The following is a 15226-nucleotide window of genomic DNA, read 5'->3' on the forward strand; positions in this document are numbered from 1 at the left end:
CCCCCCCCCCCCCCACACACCCTCCCCGGTCCGCGACGAGGACCACGGCACACTGTGCGGCTGATGATCGACCGGCCGACGTGGGTGCTGGTGGTGGTCACCGCACTGGTGGCCGTCGTCGCGCTGAGCGGATTGGTGCTCACCCCCTCCGGCGGCGACGAGCCGGTCGCCGGTGCCGTGCCCACGATCCCCGACTGGGCCCTCGCGCCGGCGGTCGAGCCCGACGCGACCGCCACCCCGACCGGCCCCCCGGCCCCGCCCCTCACCCTGGCGTTCGGCGGTGACGTCCACGCCGAGGACCCGATCGACGGGGTGATCGCTGACGGTCTGAACCCGCTCGAGGGCGTCGCCGAGCTGCTGTCCGCGGCGGACCTCGCGGTCGTGAACCTCGAGACGCCGATCGCGACCACCGGCACGCCGGCGGAGAAGACCTACACCTTCCGGGCCGATCCCGCCCTGGCCGCCGCGCTGGCCGACGCGGGGGTCGACCTCGTCAGCCTGGCGAACAACCACGGGCTGGACTACGGCATCGAGGCCGCGGACGAGACCGTCGACCACGTCGAGGCCGCCGGCATGGCCCTGATCGGCTACGGCCGCGACGCGGCGAGCGCCTACGCCGCCCACCGCATCGATGTGGAGGGACGGTCCGTCGCCGTCGTCGCCCTGACCCGGGTGATGCCGATCATCGAGTGGGGTGCCGGTCGCGAGCGGGCTGGCCTCGCCTCGGCCGACGACGCCGACGCGGCGGTCCGGGCGGCGCGGGACGCCGCGGCGACCGCGGACCACGTGGTCGCGGTCGTGCACTGGGGGCGGGAGAAGTGGCTGTGCCCCGACGGCGACCAGCTGCGCCTGGCGCGCCTGCTGGCCGACGCGGGCGCGGACGCGATCGTCGGGCACCACCCCCACGTGCTGCAGGGCATCACCACCATCGACGACACCCTGGTGGCCTTCAGCACCGGCAACCTGGTCTTCTACGCCCGCACCGCGGCCACCCGCCAGAGCGGGATCCTCACCCTCACCCTGGGCGAGGGCGGCGTCGTCGACCACACCTGGCACCCGGCCGTCATCGACGACCTGGGTCGCCCCCAGCCCGTGGCGGTGCAGCCGCCGGTGCCGTCCGAACCGGGACTGCGGGCCGACGGCACCGGGCCGGAGTGCGCCCCGCCGCGCTGAGGCGCTGGCCCCGGTCCAGGATCGCGCCGAACGTCGCCGTCAGGCGATGGAGGCCCCGATCGCGCCCACGATCGCTGACCGCACCGTCGTCCACGCGGACGATCCGTCCGCAGAAGGCCGCCGTGACGGCACTTCGTCGACGGATTGCTACGATCGCCCCCATGGATGACGTCGACATGGCCATCCTGCGGACGTTGCGGGACGACGGCAGGATCACGCTCACGGACCTCGCCGAGCGCGTCCACGTGTCCCGGACCAACGTGCACGGGCGGATCGCGAAGCTGCACGAGCAGGGCATCATCTCCGGCTACACGGCCCGGATCGACACCGGGCAGGTCGGTCTGCCGGTGGCCGCGCTCGTGCTGATCGGCGTCGACCAGTCCCAGCTCGACGAGCTTCGGGAGCAGCTCGACTCGATGCCCGCCGTCGAGCACTGGGGCCTGACGATGGGCTCCTACGACGGGTTCATCATGGCCCGCGTCGCGAGCGTGGAGGAGCTCCGCGCCCTGCTCGTCGACCAGCTGCGCACGATGCCGGGCATCACCCGGACCGAGTCGGTCCTGATGATCGAGGAGACCGGCCCGCGGCAGGCACTCCCCGAGTAGGTCCGCGCGGGCCTAGATCGCGTCCCGACGGCGGCGCATGGAGGTGACGACCGGCGGGTCGGCGCGCTCGGCCTCGATCGTCGCGACCTCGCGGCTGACCTCCTCGGCGACCGGGTCGATCGCGATGAAGAAGACCCCCTGGCCGCTCATGAGCAGGTCCATGGCCTGCTGCTGGTCGTCGACGGCGATGACCTTCCCGGCGGAGTCCGAGGCCAGCATGATGTCGCGCAGGCTGAGCCCGCGCTCGCGCACCTCGTCGATGGCCGTGCGGATCCGCTGCAGGCTGACGCCGGCGTCGCGGAGCCGCTTGATGACCTTCAACTGGACGATGTCGTCGAAGCCGTACAGCCGCTGGGATCCCGACCCCTCGGCGTTCCGCACGCTCGGGGTCACGAGCCCCGTCGACGTCCAGTGGTCGAGCTGGCGGTAGGAGATCCCGACGATGCTGGCCACGGCCGGGCCGCGGTAGCCGCTCTCGCCGTCGGCCAGCCCGGGGAGGGGGATGTCGCGGTGGTATCGGTTGCCGGCCATGTCACGAACCCCACTCGACGAACTACACAGGTGTGCCGACGGTACGCGGCGCGCTTGACCGGGTCAAGGCCGACGGGACGTGCGCTACTGGGCGTCCCACCGGGAGGTGCGCTATTGAGCGAAGTCCTCGGGGGTGACGGTGTCGAGGAACTCCTTGAACTTCTCGACCTCGGTCTCGGACTCGTCCGCCTCGTCGATCAGGATGCCGGCCTCGTCCAGCACCGACTCCTCGGCGAAGACCGGGATGCCGGCGCGGACGGCCAGCGCGATCGCGTCGGAGGGTCGGCTCGACACCGTCGTCTCACCCGACGGCCCCGCCATCAGGATCTCGGCGTAGAACGTGCCGTCCCGAAGCTCGGTCACCACGATGCGCTCGACGCTGACCGTCAGCGCGTCGAGCAGGTCCTTCATCAGGTCGTGGGTCATCGGCCTGGCCGTCTCGACCCCCTGCAGGGCGAAGGCGATCGAGGTCGCCTCCACCGCCCCGATCCAGATCGGGAGGAAGCGCTCGCCGGTGGTCTCCTTCAGCAACACGATCGGCTGGTTGTGGGGCAGTTCCACCCGGACTCCCACCAACTCCAGCTCGATCATCGTGACCTCCGCAATCGCTTCGGGTGGCTGAGTGTATGGGGGGGCCAGACCCCTCACAACGCAACCGGCTGGCGCTGCTCAGCCAGCCGCGCGAAGGCTCGGACGGCGTCCGCGAGGGCCGCGCCGGCGTCGTCCGCAGCGGGTGCGACAGCCGTGTCGGCGAGCAGCGCCGTGCGGTCCACCTCCTGCCCGTCGACCACCAGGACGGCCTCGCCGAGCGGCGTCCCCACGTCGATCGGGAGTGCCGCGTCGGGGGCCAGCCGCGTGACCACCTCGACCTCGGCGCCGCCGCCGACGGTGCGGGCGAGCTCCTCCGCGGCGCTGACCGGCACCTCCCCGTGGGCGGTGCGGTACGTGGCGGCGACCTGTGAGGGGGTGAGGGGCGTGGGCCGCGCGTAGTCGGTGAACCCGTGGTCGAACAGCGCGGTCGTGTCGGCCACGCGGTCCTCCGAGCCGAGGACCACCGCGTAGAGGGTCCGCCCGTCCCGCTCGGCGCTCGCGACCAGGCACAGCCCGGCCAGCTCGGTGTAGCCGGTCTTGATGCCGGTCGTGCCCGGGTACGCGGTCAGCATCTCGTTGCGGTTCTCGAGCAGCCCGAACGGCTCGACGGTCAGGGTGGCGGCGCCCGCCCAGGCGGCGAAGTCCTCGTGGGTCATCGCCTCCTGCCCGAGCAGCGCCAGGTCGAGCGGCGTGGCGTGGTGGGCGAGGTCGACGCTCAGCCCGGTCGAGTCGACGAACGCGGTGTCCTCGAGCCCCAGGGTCTCCGCGCGCAGGTTCATCATCGCGACGTAGGCCTCCTCGCTGCCGGCGACGTGCTCGGCGATGGCCACGGCACCGTCGTTGCCGCTGCGCAGCAGGTCGGCGGCGAGCAGGTCGCGGAAGTCGACGACCTGCCCCTCGGTCAACCCCAGCGTGGCGACGCCGGGCAGCTGGCCGGTCGCGGCGGCCTCTGCGGACACCGTCAGGGTCGGCGGGACGCGTCCGCTCTCGACCGCCTCGAGGGCCAGGAGGATCGTCATCACCTTCGTGGTCGAGGCCATCCGGCGCGGGGTCCGCGGGTCGACTCCGGCGAGGACGACCCCGTCGGCGGGGTCGAGCAGCACGGCGCCCGCCGCGGAGATCGTCGGCGGGTCGGGCGTCGGTCCGGGGACCGGCCGGCTCGCGACCTCCTCCGGGGTGACGCCGGCCTGCAGCGGCGCGTCGACGGGGACCCCCGGCGCCGCCGCCGGGGCGTCGGGGTCGAGGGGGACCGTGGTCGGCTCGACGACGGTCGCCGTCGCGGGACCGGCGAGGGACAGCGCGAGGAGCAGGCCGACCGCGGCGAGCAGCCGCCGGAGGGACCTGCCCGTGGTCGGGCCGCTCACGCCCCGCGCACGTAGCGGCGCAGCTCGCGGGACAGCAGCGACCGCTTCATCCGCGACGTCAGGCCGGCCAGCTTCTCGAGCTGACGGCCGGCCTGGCGGCGGGCCTCGGGGTTGCGCTGGCGCAGCAGCGGGGTGGCGAGCTGCTCGAACAGCGCGACCTCGCGGTCGACGAACTGGCGGTACATCCGCAGGTGCCGCGGCTCGAGGCCCAGGGCCAGCAGCTCACGTGCCGCGCGGCCGGTCAGCAGGTCGTCGGCGTCGAACGGGGCCGTCTCGTCGTCGGGGTCGCCGACGATGGCGTACTCGCGGAGGGCCCGGACCTGCCCGGACTCGAGCCCGGTGGCCTCGCAGTACTCCCGCAGCGACAGCTCGACCGGGGTGGTGGGTGCTTCGAGGAGCGCCGCCTCGCCGCTCGACGCGGTCTCGACGGCCTTCGCCATCTGCATGGCGACCTGGGTCGGCGTCAGCTCCTCCTCGTCGTCGCCGACCGACGGCACCAGCGTGGGGGGCGGCGTCGGGCCGGGGCCCTGGCCGGGCGCCTCGCCCGCGTCGAGGCGGTCCAGCTGCTCGCGGATGACCTTGAGCGGCAGGTAGTGGTCGCGCTGGGCGGTGAGGATGAAGCGCAGGCGGTCGACGTCGTCGTCGGAGAAGATCCGGTAGCCCGACTCGGTCCGGTCGGGGTAGATCAGGCCCTCGGACTCGAGGACGCGGATCTTCGAGATCGTGATGTCCTCGAAGTCCTCCTTCAGCTGGTTGAGGACCTCACCGATCGTGTAGCCCGTGGGGCCATCGGCACCCCGCCGCGGGTTCGTCGTGGCCATGGGCGCGCCTCAGCTGCCCTCGGCGGGGTGCGGCTCGCGGGCGGTCGCATCGGGGATGATGGCCTGCAGGCGGAACTTGCCGACCTGGACGTCGTCGCCGTGGGCGAGGGTCTGCTGCTCGGCCCGGGTGCCGTTCACGTAGGTGCCGTTCAGCGACCCGACGTCGGCGACCGCGAGGCCGGCGGGCGTGTGCCGGAACTCCGCGTGGCGGCGCGACACGGTGATGTCGTCGAGGAAGATGTCGGACTCGGGGTGACGTCCGACGGTGACGACGTCCTTGTCGAGGAGGAAGCGGGCCCCCACGTTCGGACCGCGGACGCTGACCAGCAGCGCGGTGCCGGGGCTCAGCTCACGCCGGATCCCCTCGATGTCCACGCGCTCGTCGGCACCCTCGCGGAGCTCCTCCACCGAGGTGGGCAGCATGCCGGTGGTGATGTCCTGCGCGGACGAGAGCGGGGTCCCGCACTGGGCGCAGAACTTCGACCCCTGGGGGTTCTTGGAGCCGCATTGGGTGCAGTACATCGGTGCTCGGCAGCCTACCAGCGGCGTCTGGCGCGGACGCACAACCGCTGCCGCGCGGCGGGGTGACCCGTGGCTAGGACTGCTCGACGAGCGCGGCGTAGTCCGCGGCGCTCATGAGCCCGTCGAGCGCGCTCGTGTCGGCCACCTGGAGGACCACCATCCACCCCTCGCCGTAGGGGTCGGAGTTGACCAGCTCGGGCGTCGACTCGAGCGCCGTGTTGCGCTCGACGATCGTGCCGGAGAGGGGTGCGAAGAGGTCGCTGACGCTCTTGGTGGACTCCACCTCCCCGAACGGCTGGCCGGCGTCGACCTCGGTGCCGCTGGCCGGCAGGTCGACGTAGACGACGTCGCCGAGCGCGTCCTGGGCGTAGTCGGTGATGCCGACGGTCACGCGGTCACCGTCGATCCTGACCCACTCGTGCTCCTCGGTGTAGCGCAGGTCCTCGGGGTTCACTCGGCTGCTCCTGTGGGGTGGGTGGCGGTGCTCGGGTCGTGGTCCTCCACCCCCGCAGCGCGGCGGGCGCGGAGCAGCGCCCACGCGGTGCGGGCGTACGACACCCCGGCAGCGTAGTAGGTGAGCAACCCGACCGTCGTGAACACCCAGCCGACGACCCCCCACGCGGCAGCGCCACCCCAGTCCATGTACCCGAGCATGAGGCCGGGCACCCCGATGAGGAGGCAGGCCGTCGCGAACTTCCCCAGCCGGCTGACCGCGATCGCCGAGGTGCCGCCGAACAGGGCCACCGCGGCCCCGAGGAGGACGACGTCGCGCGCGACGATCAACCCGATGACCCACCAGGGGAGGATCCCGACGGCTGCCATCGTCAGGCCCGCGGTCGCGAGCAGCGCCCGGTCGATCAGCGGGTCGATCAGCTTCCCCAGCCGGGTCACCTGGTCGAAGCGCCGCGCGACGTAGCCGTCGATCCAGTCGGTGGTGCCGACGACGACGAGGGTGAGGAACGCGAGGCCGTACGCCTCCGGCGCGATGACGAGCCACACGAACAGCGGCAGGCCGAGCAGCCGGACGAACGTGATGCCGTTGGCGACCGTCCAGACCCGGTCGTGGACGACCGTCGGGCGGTCCTCCCGTGTGCCCGCGTCGAACAGCCGCATGGGGCCATACTGGCACCCACCCGCCGTGCCGCCGCAGGTCCGGCGCGGCCACCGAGCAGCGGAGGTGCGACGAGATGGCGTTCTGGGACGACCTCAAGGCGATCTTCCGGCGCGAGGCGCGCGACGCCCGGGACTGGGCCGACGACGCGGTCGCCGACGGGAACCGCGCGCTGGACGACGCCGAGCGGCGCCTGTCGGCCAGCCCCGACGAGCGGCTCGCGGCCACGCTGTCCGACATCGAGGCACAGGACGACGCGTTCGAGGCCCTCCGGGCGAAGGCGGACGCCGCCACCGCGGGCGCCGACGCCCGTGGGGAGCTGGTGGAGGACGGGCCGGACGACCCCGCGGAGGGATGAGGGGTCGCCGTCCGGGCGTCAGGCGCCGCGGGCCGCTCGCGCCGATCGTCGGGCCGTGAGCCAGGTCACGAGGAAGAGGCCGACGAACATCACCGCGAGGGGGATGGCCGCCACGACGACGAACCCCTCGGCTCCCTGACCACCGGCGGCGACGGGGGCGACGGTGCCGAGGAACGTCATGCCGGTGCCGACCAGGGCGGCGACGAGCCCGGTGCCGGCCGGCGGCAGACGGGTGTGGGTGAGCGCGGCCGCTGCGGCGGCGAAGAGGCCGGAGCCGATCCCGAAGCCGAACCCGCCGAGGACGCCGAAGAGGAGCGCGAACGCCACGCCGGCCCCGACCAGCCCGTCGGTGAAGTCGGCGGGCAGCTCGGTGCCGACGGCGGGATCGATCTCGCTGCCGACCAGGCCGACGGCCACCGCGGCGAGGATCCCCGCGAGCAGGCCGACCGCGGTGGCGACGAGGATCGCCCACCCCCACACTACGAAGAACACCTTGACCCCCGACCACGGCCGAGGGCCGGTGAGCGGGATCACGGGCGGCGGCGGCCCCCACTGCGGGGTCGGCTCCCAGCCGGGGGGCGGGGATCCCGTCGGGGGTGACGGCGGCCACCGGTCGGGCGGTGGGGTGGGCGAGGACATGCTCGGCGAGCATCGCAGATCCGCGCCGTGTGCTGTTGCGGTTGTCGCAACGACTGGATCGCTGCGGGGGGAGGGGGTGCGGGCGTCACCGCTGTCCCGTGCCGCTCCAGCACCGACCGCTGGCCCCCGTCACCGGCCGGGGGAAGCTCGACCCAGGAGGACACCCCCGACCAGGAGCGCCGCCATGACCCACGAGATCCACGAGCGGCTCGACGAGTTGCTGGATGCCCACCGCGCCGCCTTGCACGACTGCCTGGACGGGCTCACCGAGGAGGAGGCGCGCCGGTCGCTGGTCCCCTCCCGCACCACGCTGCTCGGGTTGGTGAAGCACGCGACGTACGTCGAGACGTTCTACTTCGTCCACAGCGTCACCGGTGCGCCCCTGCGGGACCTCGGGGTGGCCGCGACCCCGGACCGATCGTTCGTCCTGACCCGGCAGGACACGACCGCCTCGATCCAGGCCGGCTTCCGCACGGCCTGCCAGCGGTCACGGGAGGTGCGGGCCCTGCGCGACCTGGTCCAGCACTGCGGCCATGCGGACATCCTGCGCGAGCAGGTCCTGGCTGCACGCCCACGGTCCTGACATATTCCTTTACAGGAATACGTCGTCTGCCTAGGGTCGGGGGCATGGACGCGACGACCTTCGCTGCCCTCGGTGAGCCGACCCGGCTCCGGATCGTCGAGCTGCTGCGCAGCGGGCCCTCCCCGGTCGGTCAGATCGCCGAGCAGCTCGGCATCCGCCAGCCGCAGGCCTCCAAGCACCTCGGGGTCCTCCGCGACGCCGGCGTCCTGGACGTCGAACCCGTGGCCCGCCAGCGCATCCACCGGTTGCGCGACGAACCGTTCATCGAGATCGGTGCCTGGCTCCGGACCTTCGAGCAGCAGTGGGAGGCCCGCCTCGACACCCTCGGCGAGGTCCTCCGCGCGATGGGGCAGGCGTCCGACCCACGAGACTGAAGGAGTACCCGATGTTGTTGGAGTTGCTGAAGGACAAGCAGATCACGTTCGAGCGGACCTACGCCGCGCCGATCGCCGACGTCTGGGCGGCGTGGACCCGTCCGGAGCTGCTCCGCCAGTGGTGGGGGGTCGAGAAGACCACGATCCCCGAGTGCGAGGTCGATCTGGCCGTCGGAGGTCGCATCCGCATCGTGATGGAGGCCGGCGAGGGCATGGGCAAGTACGCTGGCACCCGCTGGCCCCTCGAAGGCACGTTCACCGAGATCGACGCGCCGCACCGCCTGGTCTACGCCGCACGGTCCTGGACCGAGGGCGACGAGCGGTCGTCGATCTCCCACGTCAACGAGGTCGACATCCGCGAAGAGGGTGGCGCGACCGTAGTCAACCTCCGCATCGGCATCGAGGAGGTCGGCCCCGGCGTCAAGTCCAAGGTCGCGGTGCTCGGGATGAAGAGCGGCTACAAGGCCCAGTTCGACAACCTCGAGGGCCTGCTCGCCCGCTGACGTAGACGACGACGGCCCTGGTCGCCACCGCGGAATACCAGGAGCCAGCTGTCAGTCCAACGGCGTCCAGTCCGAGATCGCCGGCAGCAGACCAACGCTGTAGCCGCCCACATAGCCACTCTTCACATCCATCTCGAGGATGTCGACGCAGGGCGCACCGGCTGGTGGCACCGAAAGAGGTATCCGATCCTCGGCCACATCGACAGCATCGGGCCGGGCTTGCAGATCAACTGGTCAGGCCCTATCCCTGGGCCGACGCGATCTCGGTCAGCAGGGCGGGGCCTTCTGCGCTGGCTGCGTGGTGGAGCAGCGCGATGTCGACCTCGTCGATGCGGTGGTGGGCGAGGGCGTCGCGGATGCCTGCCAGACTGGACCAGGGTTCGGCCCCGGCGGACAGTCCGGCGGCGTGGGCGTGCGCCTTGGCGGCGTTGCCGGCCAGGACCCAGTACCGCTCGACCGCGCGCAGGCGCATGTCATCGGCGGCCAGCTGGTCGGCGGTCAGCCCGTCAGTGAGGGCGACGACCGAGCTGAGCGCGGCGATGACCGCCTCCACGTAGGTCACAGGGGCGATGTCGCCCAGCGTGCCGCTGCCGGGGTGCTGTCGAAGAACAGCCGGACGTGGTATCCGACGATCGCGTGCAGTTGCGTGGTGACGCGCCCCAACACCAGCAGGGATGGCGCGTCGCTGTGCACCACGACTGACCCGTCGTCGGCCATCCGTGGCTCGCGCAGCCCGGCATCCGCCAACACGTCCCGAACCGCCTCGGCGTGAACACGGACTTCGGACGCCGTCGCAGCGCGCTCAGCCTGACCGACACCCATGCCCACGATCCTAGCGCCGTCCAGCGGTCCCAGACACCGGTCCCGTGCCGGGTGGCCTGGTACGGCCCACCTCGTGGCCGGCCGGATACAGGACTCCAAACTGAACGCCGTGACACAAGAATGACACAAGACCCGTGTGTCAGGGGACCGATTTCGGCCCGTAAACGTACGCACGTCCGCCATGGCGGCTGTGAGGCCGAAGGGGTACAACGCGCCCCATGACACGACAAAGGCCCTGGTCAGCACCACTTGAGTGGAGCGACCAGGGCCCTCGTGCTGGTCGGGATGCGGGGATTTGAACCCCGGATCTCCGGTCCCCCAGACCGGCGCCCTAGACCAAACTAGGCCACATCCCGATGAGCCACCCGGGCGGCTCGGACGCCGGGAGCATAGCAGCCCTCCCCCGGCGCAGCCGAACCCCCGCTCAGCCGGTTCGGCCCACCCAGCGGTCTGCTGACACCTCGACCCCGTCGGCGCGGAGAAGCGGCCCCTGGACCGGCGCGTGGGTGCGGTACAGCCGGCCGGAGGCAGGGATCACGCGCCACCACGGCAACCCGTCGATGCGGCGCAGCACGTTCGCGACCGCCTGGCCGGCGCCGGGGTGGCCGGCCTCGTCCGCGACCTCGGCATAGGTCAGCACGTCTCCGGGCTCGAGGGCGGTGACCACCGCGACGACGGCCTGCTGGAACGACGTCAGCCGCGGGGGCGGGTCGGCGGTGTGCGAACCGGGCGGGGGCGGGGCGTCGGCGGGGTCGGTCGGGGGCATCGAGGTCCGGGGTCGAGGTGGCCGTCAGGTGCGGGACATCCCTGACGGGGAGAGTCCCGATGGTGCCGCGTCTCCCCGCGGCGGACCCTGGCGACATGCTCATCCCCTGGATCTCCGTCACCGCCATCGGCCTGTGGGCAGGCTTCCGACTCCACTCCCGCGCCGCCGGCACCCCACCGGTCATCGGCGCCGGCGTGGTCGGCGCCTGGGTCGGGTTCCTCGTCGGCGGGTTCGCCGGCGCGGTCTTCGACGTCCTCATGATCGGCGGCTTCTGGCCGTTCCTCTTCGGCCACGTGGGCGCCGCCGTCCTCGGACGCATCGCCGCGTCCAACCGGGCGCGGGCCGCCATCGGGGCCTGACCGCGTCGTCGTCGATCCCCGTCACGACCTTCCCTCGCCCTGGCCGCGGACTCAGATCTGAGCTGTAGCTCCGCCGACGCACCTGCTCCCCAGATCTGAGCCACAGGTCGCCGGATCGGAACCTCGGATCTGAGCCGTAGCTCCCGCCGGCGGACCCGATCCTCGGATCTGCGAGTCACGACACCGCATCCCTCATTGATATGCTTGAACCATGTCAATCAAGCCGGTGTTGTCCTCACTCCTCGTAGGCGTCGTCCTCCCCCTGGTCGCCGCCGGTGCGGTCCTCGCGGTCACCTGGGACGATCTCCCGGCGCAGGTCGCGGTGCACTGGGGTCCGGGCGGCCAGCCCGACGGGTTCGTCGACCTCGGACCTGCCCTCGTGGCCATCGCCGTGGGCCTGCCGCTGGTCGTGTACGTGGTGATGGCCGCGATCATGCTCACCGCGCCACCCAGCGCGCCCGGGATCCGGTGGCTCCGCGCCTTGCCCGCGGGGGTCTGCTGGTTCACGACCGCGGTCGTCATCCTGTCCGTGGCCGCCCAGGTGGGTGCCCAGGGCGCCGACACGCCGCTGCGGTGGTGGTGGATGGCCGCGGCGATCGGCTTGGGCGTGATCGGCACCGCGCTGACCGCTGCCGTCGTCCCGGGCGCCGCGCCCCTCCCCCACCGCGACGCGACGCCCCCACCCGACGCACCACGCCTGCCCACGTCCCCCGGGCAGGTCTGGTGGGCCGGCACCGCCCCGTCCGGTCGGGCGGTGCCGGTGATCGCCGTGCTGGTGCTCGTGCCCGGGATCGTGCTGTCCGTCGTCGGGGCGTGGTGGTCGCTCCTGCTGATCGCACCCGCCGCCCTGCTCGTGGCGATGTCGGCCGTCTTCCGCGTGACCGTCGGCGCTGAGCGCCTGGTCGTCGCCGGCGGGTTCGCCGGCTGGCCCCGCCTGCGCATCCCCCTCGACACCGTGGCCGCGGCCCGCGTGACGACCACGGGGGTGTGGGAGTGGGGAGGGTGGGGCCTGCGGATCCGCCCCCGCGGCACCGGCGTGATCACCCGCGCCGGCGAGGCGCTCGCGCTCACCCGCACCGACGGGTCGCAGGTGGTCATCACCGTCGATGACGCCGGGACAGCGGCCGCGGTGGTGAACACGCTCCTCGACCGCCACACCGGCGCCGACGACCACCCCGACGCCGACAGCGACCACGACGGGCGGCGCTGAGGTGCTGCTCCAGCTCGACGAGGGCGACCCGCGGCCGCTCTACGCCCAGATCGCCGCCGCGATCCGCCGCCAGGTCGCCGCCCGCGAGCTGGTCCCGGGCGACCGGCTGCCGTCAGGGCGCGACCTCGCCGAGGCGAGCGGCGTGACCCTCGAGACCGTCCAGCGGGCCTACCGGGTGCTGGTCGACGAGGGGGTCGTCGTCAGCCGTGTCGGGCGCGGGACGACCGTCGCCGACGGCGTGGACCCGGCGACCTTGTCCCTCGCCGACGAGGTCGACGCGCTCGTCCGCTCGGCCCGCGCGCTGGCCGTGGACCTCGACGACGTGCTGGCCGAGGTCCGACGCCGCTGGACGGCGCCCAGCTGACCGCCACCTGACCGCCAGCTGACGACGCCCAGCTGACCGCACCAGCTGGTTCAGCGCCCCCGCTCAGCGTCCTCCTGCAGGTCGTCGAGCTCGCTGGCCGACGCCTCGGCCCGGCGGGCCTGCCGCGCGTGCTCCGCGGCCTCCTCCTCGATCTCCTCGGCCCGGCGGAGAGCGGCCTCGTGGAGGTGCTCCACGGCGGCCTCGCGCGCCTGGGCCCGCTGCTCGACGGTCTGCTCGCGCCGGGCCGCATCCCGTGCGATCGCCTCCTCGCGCTCCCGGGCGTGCTCGCGGATCTCCGCCTTCCTCTCCTGCTCGGCCCGCGTCGCCTCCGCGCGCTCCTGCGCGGCCTCGGACATCTCCTCGTCGTAGACCTGCTCCCCGGCCTTGCGGGCGGCCTCGGCCCGGGCGCGCTCGGAGACGGCGGCGTCGCGCGCAGCCCCCTCCTCCTGCTGCAGCAGGCCCTTCGCCGCGAGGTCCTCGTCGCCCACCGCCTTGCCGATGGCCTCCTTCGCCTTCCCCACGACGCGGTCGAGTGCGCCTCCACGCTCGCTGGTGCCCATGTCCCGTTCCTCCGTGTGATCGTTCGGCATTCCCGCACGTCCTCCCCCGAGGAGTCCCGACGACGCCTGGCCCGAACCGTCTGATCGGACCACCCCACCCCCGTTACCGGGCGTCACAGGCGGGGAATCGCCATGGATGACCCTGATCGCCAGACGTGAGGACCCCGCCATGAACCCGCTGTCCATCCCGATGGCCGTCGCACGCCTCTCGGGCCGCGTCATCACCCTGCCCCTCGCCGCCTACCGGGCGCTGACCAACCCCCGCGACGAGGCCCAGGCCGGCTTCGTCAACCGCGTCGTCGGCGTGGGGAAGGAGGTCACCGGCACGCTGCTGGGCGACGAGGACCTCCGCGAGGCCGGCCAGCTCCAGGGCGCGAAGGGCGACAAGCAGCGCGAGGCCGTCGCCGAGCGCGCGGTCGCCGAGCAGAAGGCCGAGCAGGCCCGCGAGGTCGCCGCCCGCGAACGGCGGGCGGCCGAGCGGGAGAAGGCGGAGATCCGCGCCGAGGAGGCCGAGGAGAAGGCCGCGGTGCGCCAGCAGGCAGCCGCCCGCGAGCAGTCGGCGGAGGTCGCCGCGGAAACCCGTGAGGAGCTCGTCGAGGAGGCGGCGGACGCCACGCGCCGCAAGGCGTCGGAGAAGGCGTCCGCGGCCGCCGCGACCAAGCAGCGCACCGAGCGAACGGCTGCGTCCGCCGAGCGCCGTGCCGAGGAGGCCCGCGCGGAGGCCGAGCGCCTGGACGACGCAGCCAGCTGACGCCGCGCCGGCCGGTCAGCCCAGCGGCAGGGAGACGAACTTGAGCTCGGTCATCTCCCGGACCGTGTGCGCCGGACCCTCACGGGTGTTCCCGGCGTCGCGCACACCGCCGTAGGGCTGCTGGTCCACCCGGACCGTGGGCACGTCGTTCACCACCACCCCGCCGAAGTCGAGCTCGCGCACCGCGCGCATCGCGACATCGAGGTCGGTGGTGAAGATGGCGGCGTGCAGGCCGTAGTCGGTGTCGTTCGCGACTGCGATGGCCTGGTCGACATCGTCGACAGGTACGACCACCACGACGGGGCCGAAGGCCTCCCGCCGGCACAGGTCCACGTCCGGCGGGGGCTGGTCCACCACGGTGGGCAGGAGGACGCCGTCGTCGACCTTGCCACCGACGAGCACGCGCGCCCCCTCCGCCGCGGCGTCGTCGATCCAGGTCTGCAGGCGGGCCGTCTCACGTGCGGAGATCATCGGGCCCACCTCCGTCGCCTCATCCGCGGGGTCGCCGACGACGATCTGGCTGACCTCCCGGACCAGCGCATCGCACAGCTCGGCGTGCCGGGGGCGGTGCACCAGGATCCGCTGGACGGAGATGCAGCTCTGACCCGCGAAGGAGAACCCGCCCGCACGCACCTTCCGCGCGACCAGGTCGACGTCGGCGTCGGCCGCGACGATCACGGGGGCGTTCGATCCCAGCTCCAGCGCCACGCGCTTCTTCGGAGCCGCGGCCGCGATCGACCACCCGACGGCCACGCTGCCGGTGAACGTGACCATCTGCGGCACCGGGTGGGCCACCAGAGGCTCGGCGGCCTCACGACCGCCGTCGGTGAGGACCTGCACCCAACCCGGCGGCATGCCGGCCGCCTCCAGGAGCGCCACGAACCGCAGCGCGGTCAGCGGCGTCTGCGGGGCGGGCTTCAGCACGACGGGGCAGCCGGCGGCCAGCGCGGGCGCGACCTTGTGGGCGACCAGGTTGAGGGGGAAGTTGAACGGGGTGATCGCGGCGACCACGCCGAGCGGCACGCGCAGGGCGAAGCCCAGCCGTCCGGTGCCGGGTTCCGACGCCTCCATCGCCACCATCTCGCCGACGAGCGTCCGCGCCTCCGCAGCGGAGAACCGGAGGGTGTCGATGCACCGCGCGACCTCGCCGCGGGACGCCGTGATGGGCTTCGCCGCCTCCGCGGTGATCGACCGGGCGAAGGCCTCGGCCTCCGCCGCG

The 15226-nt window shown here is 73.1% G+C and carries 23 protein-coding genes and 1 tRNA gene; 10 read left to right on the forward strand and 14 right to left on the reverse strand.

The genetic code is table 11. The annotated features are described in order from the left end of the window. Window positions 1-63 precede the first annotated feature (63 nt). A complete protein-coding gene (locus ACEQ2X_RS12120; protein ID WP_370326073.1) occupies window positions 64-1173 on the forward strand; it encodes a CapA family protein in 1110 nt (369 codons plus the stop codon). 161 nt (window positions 1174-1334) lie between these two features. Continuing rightward, entirely contained in the window at window positions 1335-1778 is a 444-nt protein-coding gene (locus ACEQ2X_RS12125) for an Lrp/AsnC family transcriptional regulator (protein WP_370326074.1), read from the forward strand. Window positions 1779-1790: 12 nt separating this feature from the next. On the opposite strand, the gene ACEQ2X_RS12130 is transcribed toward ACEQ2X_RS12125, so the two are convergent. The 7 genes from ACEQ2X_RS12130 to ACEQ2X_RS12160 form a co-directional block, all read right to left on the reverse strand. After that, complete coding sequence (locus ACEQ2X_RS12130) at window positions 1791-2309, reverse strand: MerR family transcriptional regulator (protein WP_370326075.1); 519 nt, start codon at window positions 2307-2309, stop codon at window positions 1791-1793. 111 nt (window positions 2310-2420) lie between these two features. Beyond that, window positions 2421-2900: a bifunctional nuclease family protein gene (locus ACEQ2X_RS12135; protein ID WP_370326076.1), complete on the reverse strand. Its 480-nt coding sequence runs from the start codon at window positions 2898-2900 to the stop codon at window positions 2421-2423. 53 nt (window positions 2901-2953) lie between these two features. Then, window positions 2954-4264 carry a D-alanyl-D-alanine carboxypeptidase family protein gene (locus ACEQ2X_RS12140; protein WP_370326077.1) on the reverse strand — a complete coding sequence of 437 codons (1311 nt, stop codon included), beginning with the start codon at window positions 4262-4264 and terminating at the stop codon, window positions 2954-2956. Then, complete coding sequence (locus ACEQ2X_RS12145) at window positions 4261-5085, reverse strand: MerR family transcriptional regulator (RefSeq protein ID WP_370326078.1); 825 nt, start codon at window positions 5083-5085, stop codon at window positions 4261-4263. The genes ACEQ2X_RS12140 and ACEQ2X_RS12145 overlap by 4 nt, the downstream gene beginning before the upstream one ends. 9 nt (window positions 5086-5094) lie before the next feature. Beyond that, window positions 5095-5607 carry an FHA domain-containing protein gene (locus ACEQ2X_RS12150; protein WP_370326079.1) on the reverse strand — a complete coding sequence of 171 codons (513 nt, stop codon included), beginning with the start codon at window positions 5605-5607 and terminating at the stop codon, window positions 5095-5097. Between the two features lie 73 nt (window positions 5608-5680). Then, the gene (gcvH, locus tag ACEQ2X_RS12155) at window positions 5681-6061 is read right to left on the reverse strand and encodes a glycine cleavage system protein GcvH (RefSeq protein ID WP_370326080.1); all 381 of its coding nucleotides are present in this window, start codon (window positions 6059-6061) and stop codon (window positions 5681-5683) included. Further along, entirely contained in the window at window positions 6058-6720 is a 663-nt protein-coding gene (locus ACEQ2X_RS12160) for a CDP-alcohol phosphatidyltransferase family protein (protein WP_370326081.1), read from the reverse strand. Before ACEQ2X_RS12160 ends, gcvH begins: the two co-directional genes overlap by 4 nt. A 74-nt stretch (window positions 6721-6794) precedes the next feature. Here ACEQ2X_RS12160 and ACEQ2X_RS12165 point away from each other — a divergent pair, with 74 nt between their 5' ends. Beyond that, complete coding sequence (locus tag ACEQ2X_RS12165; protein ID WP_370326082.1) at window positions 6795-7076, forward strand: hypothetical protein; 282 nt, start codon at window positions 6795-6797, stop codon at window positions 7074-7076. Between the two features lie 18 nt (window positions 7077-7094). Here the strand turns inward: ACEQ2X_RS12165 and ACEQ2X_RS12170 are convergent, their stop codons facing one another. Further along, on the reverse strand, window positions 7095-7568 hold the full coding sequence (locus ACEQ2X_RS12170) for a hypothetical protein (RefSeq protein ID WP_370326083.1): 474 nt from the start codon (window positions 7566-7568) through the stop codon (window positions 7095-7097). A gap of 331 nt (window positions 7569-7899) precedes the next feature. On the opposite strand from ACEQ2X_RS12170, the gene ACEQ2X_RS12175 reads away from it, so the two are divergent. Genes ACEQ2X_RS12175 through ACEQ2X_RS12185 form a run of 3 tightly spaced genes read left to right on the forward strand, consistent with a single transcriptional unit; the run spans window position 7900 to window position 9175 of the window. Further along, window positions 7900-8298: a DUF664 domain-containing protein gene (locus tag ACEQ2X_RS12175; protein WP_370326084.1), complete on the forward strand. Its 399-nt coding sequence runs from the start codon at window positions 7900-7902 to the stop codon at window positions 8296-8298. Between the two features lie 44 nt (window positions 8299-8342). Beyond that, on the forward strand, window positions 8343-8672 hold the full coding sequence (locus ACEQ2X_RS12180; protein WP_370326085.1) for an ArsR/SmtB family transcription factor: 330 nt from the start codon (window positions 8343-8345) through the stop codon (window positions 8670-8672). Window positions 8673-8683: 11 nt separating this feature from the next. After that, on the forward strand, window positions 8684-9175 hold the full coding sequence (locus ACEQ2X_RS12185) for an SRPBCC domain-containing protein (RefSeq protein ID WP_370326086.1): 492 nt from the start codon (window positions 8684-8686) through the stop codon (window positions 9173-9175). Window positions 9176-9416: 241 nt separating this feature from the next. Here ACEQ2X_RS12185 and ACEQ2X_RS12190 read toward each other — a convergent pair whose 3' ends face one another. From ACEQ2X_RS12190 to ACEQ2X_RS12205, 4 genes are all read right to left on the reverse strand, one after another. Further along, entirely contained in the window at window positions 9417-9737 is a 321-nt protein-coding gene (locus tag ACEQ2X_RS12190) for a HepT-like ribonuclease domain-containing protein (RefSeq protein WP_370326087.1), read from the reverse strand. Continuing rightward, complete coding sequence (locus ACEQ2X_RS12195) at window positions 9734-9997, reverse strand: hypothetical protein (RefSeq protein WP_370326088.1); 264 nt, start codon at window positions 9995-9997, stop codon at window positions 9734-9736. The genes ACEQ2X_RS12190 and ACEQ2X_RS12195 overlap by 4 nt, the downstream gene beginning before the upstream one ends. A 277-nt stretch (window positions 9998-10274) precedes the next feature. Next, a tRNA-Pro gene (locus ACEQ2X_RS12200) sits at window positions 10275-10353 on the reverse strand. Window positions 10354-10421: 68 nt separating this feature from the next. Next, a complete protein-coding gene (locus ACEQ2X_RS12205; protein ID WP_370326089.1) occupies window positions 10422-10763 on the reverse strand; it encodes an MGMT family protein in 342 nt (113 codons plus the stop codon). A 95-nt stretch (window positions 10764-10858) separates the two neighbouring features. Between ACEQ2X_RS12205 and ACEQ2X_RS12210 the strand changes: the two genes are divergently transcribed. The 3 genes from ACEQ2X_RS12210 to ACEQ2X_RS12220 all read left to right on the forward strand — a co-directional run bounded on the left by ACEQ2X_RS12210 (window position 10859) and on the right by ACEQ2X_RS12220 (window position 12696). Then, window positions 10859-11122, forward strand: coding sequence for a hypothetical protein (locus ACEQ2X_RS12210; protein ID WP_370326090.1), 264 nt, complete (start codon window positions 10859-10861; stop codon window positions 11120-11122). A 211-nt stretch (window positions 11123-11333) separates the two neighbouring features. Beyond that, window positions 11334-12332 (forward strand): DUF1648 domain-containing protein, encoded by a 999-nt coding sequence (locus ACEQ2X_RS12215; RefSeq protein ID WP_370326091.1) that lies wholly within the window; start codon window positions 11334-11336, stop codon window positions 12330-12332. Window position 12333: 1 nt separating this feature from the next. Next, entirely contained in the window at window positions 12334-12696 is a 363-nt protein-coding gene (locus ACEQ2X_RS12220; protein ID WP_370326092.1) for a GntR family transcriptional regulator, read from the forward strand. 50 nt (window positions 12697-12746) lie between these two features. Here ACEQ2X_RS12220 and ACEQ2X_RS12225 read toward each other — a convergent pair whose 3' ends face one another. After that, entirely contained in the window at window positions 12747-13256 is a 510-nt protein-coding gene (locus ACEQ2X_RS12225) for a hypothetical protein (RefSeq protein ID WP_370326093.1), read from the reverse strand. Window positions 13257-13425: 169 nt separating this feature from the next. Here ACEQ2X_RS12225 and ACEQ2X_RS12230 point away from each other — a divergent pair, with 169 nt between their 5' ends. Next, window positions 13426-14007, forward strand: coding sequence for a hypothetical protein (locus ACEQ2X_RS12230; RefSeq protein ID WP_370326094.1), 582 nt, complete (start codon window positions 13426-13428; stop codon window positions 14005-14007). 15 nt (window positions 14008-14022) lie between these two features. Here the strand turns inward: ACEQ2X_RS12230 and ACEQ2X_RS12235 are convergent. Then, the coding region (locus ACEQ2X_RS12235; RefSeq protein ID WP_370326095.1) for an aldehyde dehydrogenase family protein at window positions 14023-15226 on the reverse strand (1204 nt) is incomplete at its 5' end.

This window comes from Euzebya sp. (genome assembly GCF_964222135.1).
In the GTDB taxonomy this organism is placed as follows: domain Bacteria; phylum Actinomycetota; class Nitriliruptoria; order Euzebyales; family Euzebyaceae; genus Euzebya.

Coding starts and splice junctions, on each gene's coding strand:
- ACEQ2X_RS12120 (WP_370326073.1), top strand. CDS start 64: ATGATCGACCGGCCGACGTGGGTGCTGGTGGTGGTCACCGCACTGGTG.
- ACEQ2X_RS12125 (WP_370326074.1), top strand. CDS start 1,335: ATGGATGACGTCGACATGGCCATCCTGCGGACGTTGCGGGACGACGGC.
- ACEQ2X_RS12130 (WP_370326075.1), bottom strand. CDS start 2,309: ATGGCCGGCAACCGATACCACCGCGACATCCCCCTCCCCGGGCTGGCC.
- ACEQ2X_RS12135 (WP_370326076.1), bottom strand. CDS start 2,900: ATGATCGAGCTGGAGTTGGTGGGAGTCCGGGTGGAACTGCCCCACAAC.
- ACEQ2X_RS12145 (WP_370326078.1), bottom strand. CDS start 5,085: ATGGCCACGACGAACCCGCGGCGGGGTGCCGATGGCCCCACGGGCTAC.
- ACEQ2X_RS12150 (WP_370326079.1), bottom strand. CDS start 5,607: ATGTACTGCACCCAATGCGGCTCCAAGAACCCCCAGGGGTCGAAGTTC.
- ACEQ2X_RS12160 (WP_370326081.1), bottom strand. CDS start 6,720: ATGCGGCTGTTCGACGCGGGCACACGGGAGGACCGCCCGACGGTCGTC.
- ACEQ2X_RS12165 (WP_370326082.1), top strand. CDS start 6,795: ATGGCGTTCTGGGACGACCTCAAGGCGATCTTCCGGCGCGAGGCGCGC.
- ACEQ2X_RS12175 (WP_370326084.1), top strand. CDS start 7,900: ATGACCCACGAGATCCACGAGCGGCTCGACGAGTTGCTGGATGCCCAC.
- ACEQ2X_RS12180 (WP_370326085.1), top strand. CDS start 8,343: ATGGACGCGACGACCTTCGCTGCCCTCGGTGAGCCGACCCGGCTCCGG.
- ACEQ2X_RS12185 (WP_370326086.1), top strand. CDS start 8,684: ATGTTGTTGGAGTTGCTGAAGGACAAGCAGATCACGTTCGAGCGGACC.
- ACEQ2X_RS12195 (WP_370326088.1), bottom strand. CDS start 9,997: ATGGGTGTCGGTCAGGCTGAGCGCGCTGCGACGGCGTCCGAAGTCCGT.
- ACEQ2X_RS12205 (WP_370326089.1), bottom strand. CDS start 10,763: ATGCCCCCGACCGACCCCGCCGACGCCCCGCCCCCGCCCGGTTCGCAC.
- ACEQ2X_RS12210 (WP_370326090.1), top strand. CDS start 10,859: ATGCTCATCCCCTGGATCTCCGTCACCGCCATCGGCCTGTGGGCAGGC.
- ACEQ2X_RS12215 (WP_370326091.1), top strand. CDS start 11,334: ATGTCAATCAAGCCGGTGTTGTCCTCACTCCTCGTAGGCGTCGTCCTC.
- ACEQ2X_RS12225 (WP_370326093.1), bottom strand. CDS start 13,256: ATGGGCACCAGCGAGCGTGGAGGCGCACTCGACCGCGTCGTGGGGAAG.
- ACEQ2X_RS12230 (WP_370326094.1), top strand. CDS start 13,426: ATGAACCCGCTGTCCATCCCGATGGCCGTCGCACGCCTCTCGGGCCGC.